The 6,263-nt window shown below is 60.3% G+C and carries 6 protein-coding genes and 1 pseudogene; all 7 read right to left on the bottom strand.

Annotated elements, in window-relative coordinates; all coding sequences use genetic code 11:
- On the bottom strand, positions 1–2,232 hold a 2,232-nt coding region (locus NWQ23_RS02620; RefSeq protein ID WP_306164683.1), incomplete at its 3' end, for a penicillin acylase family protein.
- Between the two features lie 57 nt (positions 2,233–2,289).
- Entirely contained in the window at positions 2,290–3,591 is a 1,302-nt protein-coding gene (locus NWQ23_RS02615; RefSeq protein ID WP_306164682.1) for a branched-chain amino acid ABC transporter permease, read from the bottom strand.
- Positions 3,588–4,598, bottom strand: a complete 1,011-nt coding sequence (locus NWQ23_RS02610) for a branched-chain amino acid ABC transporter permease (RefSeq protein WP_306164681.1) — start codon at positions 4,596–4,598, stop codon at positions 3,588–3,590. The genes NWQ23_RS02615 and NWQ23_RS02610 overlap by 4 nt, the downstream gene beginning before the upstream one ends.
- A 28-nt stretch (positions 4,599–4,626) precedes the next feature.
- A complete protein-coding gene (locus tag NWQ23_RS02605) occupies positions 4,627–4,962 on the bottom strand; it encodes a hypothetical protein (protein ID WP_306164680.1) in 336 nt (111 codons plus the stop codon).
- A 5-nt stretch (positions 4,963–4,967) separates the two neighbouring features.
- Positions 4,968–5,795 carry an ABC transporter ATP-binding protein gene (locus tag NWQ23_RS02600; RefSeq protein ID WP_306164679.1) on the bottom strand — a complete coding sequence of 276 codons (828 nt, stop codon included), beginning with the start codon at positions 5,793–5,795 and terminating at the stop codon, positions 4,968–4,970.
- Positions 5,792–5,950 carry a hypothetical protein gene (locus NWQ23_RS02595; protein ID WP_306164678.1) on the bottom strand — a complete coding sequence of 53 codons (159 nt, stop codon included), beginning with the start codon at positions 5,948–5,950 and terminating at the stop codon, positions 5,792–5,794. The genes NWQ23_RS02600 and NWQ23_RS02595 overlap by 4 nt, the downstream gene beginning before the upstream one ends.
- Positions 5,947–6,263, bottom strand: a pseudogene (locus NWQ23_RS02590) (ABC transporter ATP-binding protein); the annotation flags it as partial. The gene NWQ23_RS02595 and the pseudogene NWQ23_RS02590, both read right to left, overlap by 4 nt.

Genomic DNA, 6,263 nt, shown 5'->3' with positions numbered 1-6,263 from the left:
CGGATCAACGCCAGAGGTCAGGCCGCGCTGCAATGTGTGATCGCCGCCGCTTGTGGATTGCCGGATATTGACGACCCAGTTCAGCAACGGCGTCTGCCCCAAGACCGGATGGTCATGGGTGGCTACATGGGCATCACCCCAGCGGACGGCCTCGATGGCTTCGCCGTGGTTCTCGGCGATCCAGATCAGCGCGTCGTCCAGCGCTTGGCGCGCGATATCGGTGCAGGTTTCCACCGGCGCTGACTGGATCACGTCGCACCAGACGCCGGCACCGTCGATGTCGCGAAAGACGCGTTCGATAAAGACCGGCTCGACATGGGTGAATTCGCTGGCCAGCGGGCCCAGTTCGTCACGGATCAGCCGTTGCTGAAAGGCGCGCACCCAGGCGGAATAGATCAGCGGTTCCGGCAGATGTTCGTTCATCTCTCCGTTCCATGCCGAGAGCAGGTTCAGCGCGATCTGGCGGCGGCGTTCGGGCGTGCCTTCGGGGGCGGCATCGCCGGTAAACCACAAGTCCGCCCCCATCAGTGTCAAAAGCGTGCGGGCGGCAAAACTGACCGTATCAAGCTGCGCTTCGATAAAGCTGTCGCGGGTGTGGACCTCGCGGGCCTGCATCAGCCGCCGCCAGCGGTTGATCCGCTGCGTGTCGCCCCAAAGATAGGACACATGGCGCGGGAAAGGCTGGTCGACGGTCTTGTTGTTGGTATTGCCGATGATCCCGCCGGGAGGGTCCAGAAATTCGGGGTTGTCCGCATAGGGAAACCGGCCCTGCCAGCGGTTTTCCGGCAGATAGCCAAAGGACGGCAGCCGCCCCTGGCTTTGGTGGTTGGCGTCGCGGGCGGGCAGGGCGCCGATCAGTTTCATGCCGATCCGGTTGCGGTCGGCGACGGTCAGGTTCTGTGCGGGTGCGATAAAGTTTTCCCCTGCCGCAATCGCCTGTTCAACCGTGCGCGATTGCATGATCTCCATCGCCGCGGACATGGATGTGTCACGGTCCGACAAGGCGCTCCAAGCGATGGCGGTCACATGGCCGGGCGGGGTGATCGTGCCCAGATCGAACTGGCTGCGCGGCATCACCGGGCCATTGGCGGTCCAGCGCAGGCGCAGGGTGACCGCAGGGGCATCCTTGACGGTCACGATGCTGTCGCGGGTCCGGAACGGGACCCAGCCGTTGGGGCCACGGTATTCTTCGGGGTTGTCGGGGTTCACCTCTTCGATCAGCACATCCTGATCATCGACATAGGCGCTCGTCAGCCCCCAGCCCAGCGTATCGCCGCGCCCTGACAGCACCAGGGGCATGCCCGGGATCGTGCCGCCGATCACACCACCCGAAGACAGCTCCAGCCGCGCCAGATACCAGATGGCAGGCGCTGTCAGGCCCAGATGCGGGTCGTTGGCCAAAAGGGTCGATCCCGTCGCAGAGCGCGCGGCACTGGCGGCCCATGCATTCGAAGCCCCCGCCAAGGGTGCGGGCATCATCGGCGAGAGCGGATCAAAGGCCATGCGCAAATTGGGCGTGTAATCCGGCACACCGGGGACAAGGGCCGCATATTCGGGCAGGGCCGCTGTCGCGGTTGTCGGATCATCGGGCATGATGTCCTGCAAGCGTTCGTTGCCCAAGAGCAGCGAAGTGCGCGCCCGCAGCACCTCGTTTTCAAGATGCGAGGAGAGTTGCAGCGCCATCAGCTTGAGGATCGCCAGCGAATCCGCAGGCTGCCATGGGGCGACAGGATGACTAAAGAGCCACATTTCGGGCGCCCCCCGCCCGCGCGCACCCGCGTTCACCTCGGTCAGCCATGCGTTCACACCGGCGGAATAGGCGGTCAGGGCTGATTTGGTTTCGTCGGTCTGGACATTCACCGATGACACGGCAAGCGTATAAAGGTCGAACCGGCGCAAGACTTCGTCAATGCCAAGGGTGCGCTCGCCAAAGAGTTCCGACAGCCGCCCTTGGGCCGTGCGGCGCAACATGGTCATCTGCCACAGACGATCCTGCGCATGTGCATAGCCCAGTGCAAAATAGACATCATTGTCGGTGGCCCCAAAGATATGCGGGACGTTCGCATTGTCGCGGACGATTTCCACAGGCGCACTGATCCCTGCGACCTCGGTCTGCGCGTCGTAGTCGGGCAAGGATCGCGACGCGAAGTAATAGGCCAGCCCGATGACGGCGACGACCAGAAAAATCAATGCAGTTGCAAGCCAGACGAGCAAGCGGAAGATCAGCGCCATAAGGTCCCCGGAATCTGTCGTTTGATCCGTTCTATCAGGGCGGGCGGCAGGGACAAGCTAGCGTTCGGGGATCAATCCGCGCGGGCTGAACCGCAGAACCAGCAAGAGCACAAGCCCCATGGTCAGCAACCGCATATGGGCCGCGGATTCGATCATCCGTTCCTTGAGCGGGCTGCCGTCTTCAAGGCCGCTGCTGAGGATGTTCATCAGGCCCAGCCCCATAGGTTCCACCTGAACCCAGAGCCACCAGATCAGCATGCCACCCAAGACCGCACCAAAGTTATTGCCCGACCCGCCCACAATCACCATGACCCAGATGAGGAAGGTAAAACGCAGTGGCTGATAGGTCCCGGGGGTCAGTTGCCCGTCCAGCGTGGTCATCATCGCACCGGCAATACCGCAGATGGCGGAGCCAAGGATAAAGATTTGCAAATGCCGCGCGGTCACGTCTTTGCCCATCGCTTCGGCCGCGGTTTCATTGTCGCGGATCGCGCGCATCATCCGGCCCCAAGGACTATTGAGCGCCTTTTGCGCCAGCCACAGCAGGATCAGCAGGACGATCGTGAACAGGATCGCATAGCCCATCTTTGTGTAAAGCGTGGAGGCCGTCACCGGATCAAGCCCGAGACTGGCCGCGCGTTCCACAAAGCCGGGGTCTTGTTGCAGGTCGATCTCGAAGGGCACGGGGCGGTCCAGGCCGATCACGTTCTTGACGCCGCGCGCCAGCCAGTCTTCGTTCTTCAGCACGGCAATGATGATCTCGGCAATGCCCAGTGTCGCAATCGCCAGATAGTCAGAGCGCAGGCCAAGGGCCGTTTTGCCGATGATCCAAGCGGCACCGGCCGCAAGCAAACCACCCACTGGCCAGCTGAGCAGGATCGGCAGGTTCAAACCGCCAAGATTGCCGCTGACCGCAGGATTGACGGCCTCGACCGCCTCTTTGCCCGGATCAAATACCGCACGATACAAAAAGAATCCGCCCACAAGAATCACCAGCGTCACAATTGTCTTGGTGCGCCCTTCAAGACGTTTTTGCGCAAAAACAGCAGCGACCACCGTGGCGGCCCCCAATGCGAGCCCTGCAAAGATGCGCAAGCCACCGGCTTGCCATGCCTCTGGAACGGGTTCGCTTGAAACCAGAACGGCCGCCAAACCGCCCAAGGCCACAAAGCCCATGACCCCGATATTGAACAGCCCCGCAAAGCCCCATTGCAGATTGACCCCCAACGCCATGATGGCCGAAATCAGCCCCATGTTCAGGATCAAAAGCGCCGAGTTCCAACCCTGGACAATGCCGGTCCCGATCAGCAGGACAGCGACAACGCCGAAAAGCGCGGTATCTTTGACAGCGGGATTCATACGGATTTCCCCTTGAACAGGCCGGTCGGTTTGAACAGCAGCACGATAATCAGGATCGCAAAGCTGACGGCGAATTTGTAGTCAGTGGACAAAAGCTGCACCAATCCATCCGGCGCAAGGCTTTCGGGCAACAGATAGGTCAGTACCTTTTTCCACGCATAGGTGATGGTCACTTCGCTGAAGGCGATCACGAAACCGCCCGCGATGGCGCCCAGCGGGCTGCCCAATCCGCCGACGATCGCCGCCGCAAAGATCGGCAACAAAAGCTGGAAATAGGTGAAAGCCTTGAAAGATTTGTCCAGCCCGTAAAGCACGCCTGCTGTGGTGGCCAGCGCGGCCACGATCATCCATGTGACCTTGACCACCCAATCGGGGTTGATCCCCGACAGCAGGGCAAGGTCTTCGTTGTCGGAAAAGGCGCGCATGGATTTGCCGGTGCGCGTCTTGTTGAGGAACCAAAACAGCAGCGCCATAACGATAAAGGCGACGACGACCGTGATCGCCTGGGTTGTCTTGATCGCAAGGCCTTCGTCCAGCCCCGTGAAGTCGCGAAAGCCGCGCGCTGTCACGATAAACCGCTCTCCATCGGCAAAGTTGATGTCACGCACGCCGATAATGAAACGCACGATCCCGTTCATCACGAACATCACACCCATCGACACGATCACAAGGATCACCGGCGACGCCTTTTGTTCACGGTAGAATTTGTAAACCGCCCAGTCGGTCCCCAACAGCAGAAGGATCGTTGCGCCAATTCCGAAAGGCAGGGCGAGCAGGGCGGTCGGCAGCGGGCCAAAGGTGATCCCCATGCCGATAAAGGCCGTGGTAAACAGGATCGTGATCGCGGTGCCAAAGGCCATCGTGTCGCCATGGGCGAAATTCGAGAACCGCAGGATGCCATAGATCATCGTGACCCCCAGCGCCCCGATGGCAAGCTGCGCGCCATAGGCAAGGCCCGGCACAAAAACGAAATTCGCAAAAGCGACGAGGGCGTTCAGAAAATCCATTTAGAACATACCTTTGGCGTTAGCTGTGTCATTGTATCACCGTGCAGTTTCCGGTCAGACGCTCACCCGCACGGCTGTTGGCATAAACCGCAGAGCCGTCGCCCTGGATCACCAGCATTGCATCAGAACCACCAAGCCCCTCGGCCCAGAATCCGCGCACATCACCCATCAGAATCGGCTCTGCGGGGAATTGGGCGTCGCCCATCTGCACGGTTGTCACACGGCGGCGGGGTGGGTCGCCTGCATCTTGGGCGGGCGCAAACTGGCTGCGGTCGATTGCGAAACTGACCGGCACGCCAGAGAGGTCGCAGGTGATGACCTCGGCCAGTGCAGGCCCCGAAAGAGTTGCGCAAAGAGCAGCCACCATCTTCATCCGCCCAAGAAACTGCGGCGGACTTCTTGGTCGGCCAGCAGTTCTTTGCCAGTGCCGGTATGGGCATTGCGGCCCTGTACCAGAACATAGGCTTTATCAGCGATTTCAAGGGCTTGGCGGGCGTTCTGTTCCACCATCAGGATCGGGATGCCGGTGCGGGCCACCTCGATGATCCGGTCAAAGAGTTCGTCCATCACGATGGGCGATACACCCGCAGTGGGTTCGTCCAGCATCAAGACCTTGGGTTTTGTCATCAGCGCACGACCCACTGCGACCTGCTGGCGTTGCCCGCCCGACAGTTCGCCCGCAGCCTGATTGCGCTTTTCCTTGAGGATCGGGAACAGGTCATAGACCTGTGTCATCGTATCGCGGAAATCATCGCGGCGGATGAAAGCACCCATCTCGAGGTTCTCTTCGACCGTCATGGAGGTGAAGATGTTCGAGGTCTGCGGCACAAACCCCATGCCCTTGACCACACGTTCCTGCGGCGAAAGATGCGTGATGTCTTCGCCATCCAGACGCACCGCCCCCTGATTGACATTCAACATGCCAAAGACGGCCTTCATCGCGGTCGATTTGCCCGCCCCGTTGGGCCCCACGATCACGGCAATCTCGCCGCGTTCGGCGGCAATGGTGCAGCCGTGCAGGATATCGGGGCCTTTGCCATAGCCACCGGTCATCGCATCGCCGATCAGGAAAGGCTCGCCCTTTTGACCGGTGCTTTGACGCGGGTCATTTTGCGCAGCGGAAAGCGTGCCGCCACCGTCCTTGGTGATGGACCGGTCCTTGTTGCCACGGTCGTTCTGGTAGGGATTATCACTCACGGGTTAATGTACTCTGCCAGAAAGGGCGCATAGGCCAGAAGCGTATCGCGCATCAGCGCTTGCTCGGCCACGTCAGCGTGGTTGACATAGATGTAATAGAAGGTGGCAGCAGAGCCCAATACGGCCCCCAGAAGGATGGTCAGCAAGAATTTCATGTCGCACTTACCTTATCTTTGTTTTTCAACCCGGTGCCGAGGTAGGCCTCGATCACTTGTTCATTTGCCTTGATCTCGTCCAAGGTCCCTTCGGCCAGAACGTGGCCTTCCGCCATACAGATGACTGGATCACAAAGGCGGCCGATAAAATCCATGTCGTGTTCGATCACGACGAATGTGTAGTTCCGTTCCTGATTCAGCCGGATGATCGCATCACCGATGGTGTTGAGCAGGGTGCGGTTCACGCCTGCGCCGACCTCGTCCAGAAAGACGATCTTGGCGTCGACCATCATGGTGCGCCCCAGTTCCAGCA

The sequence above is a fragment of the Yoonia sp. genome, from assembly GCF_030731595.1.
Lineage (GTDB): Bacteria > Pseudomonadota > Alphaproteobacteria > Rhodobacterales > Rhodobacteraceae > Yoonia.
The sequence above is the reverse complement of the archived record's forward strand: the minus strand, read 5'-3'. Positions and strand labels throughout refer to the sequence as shown.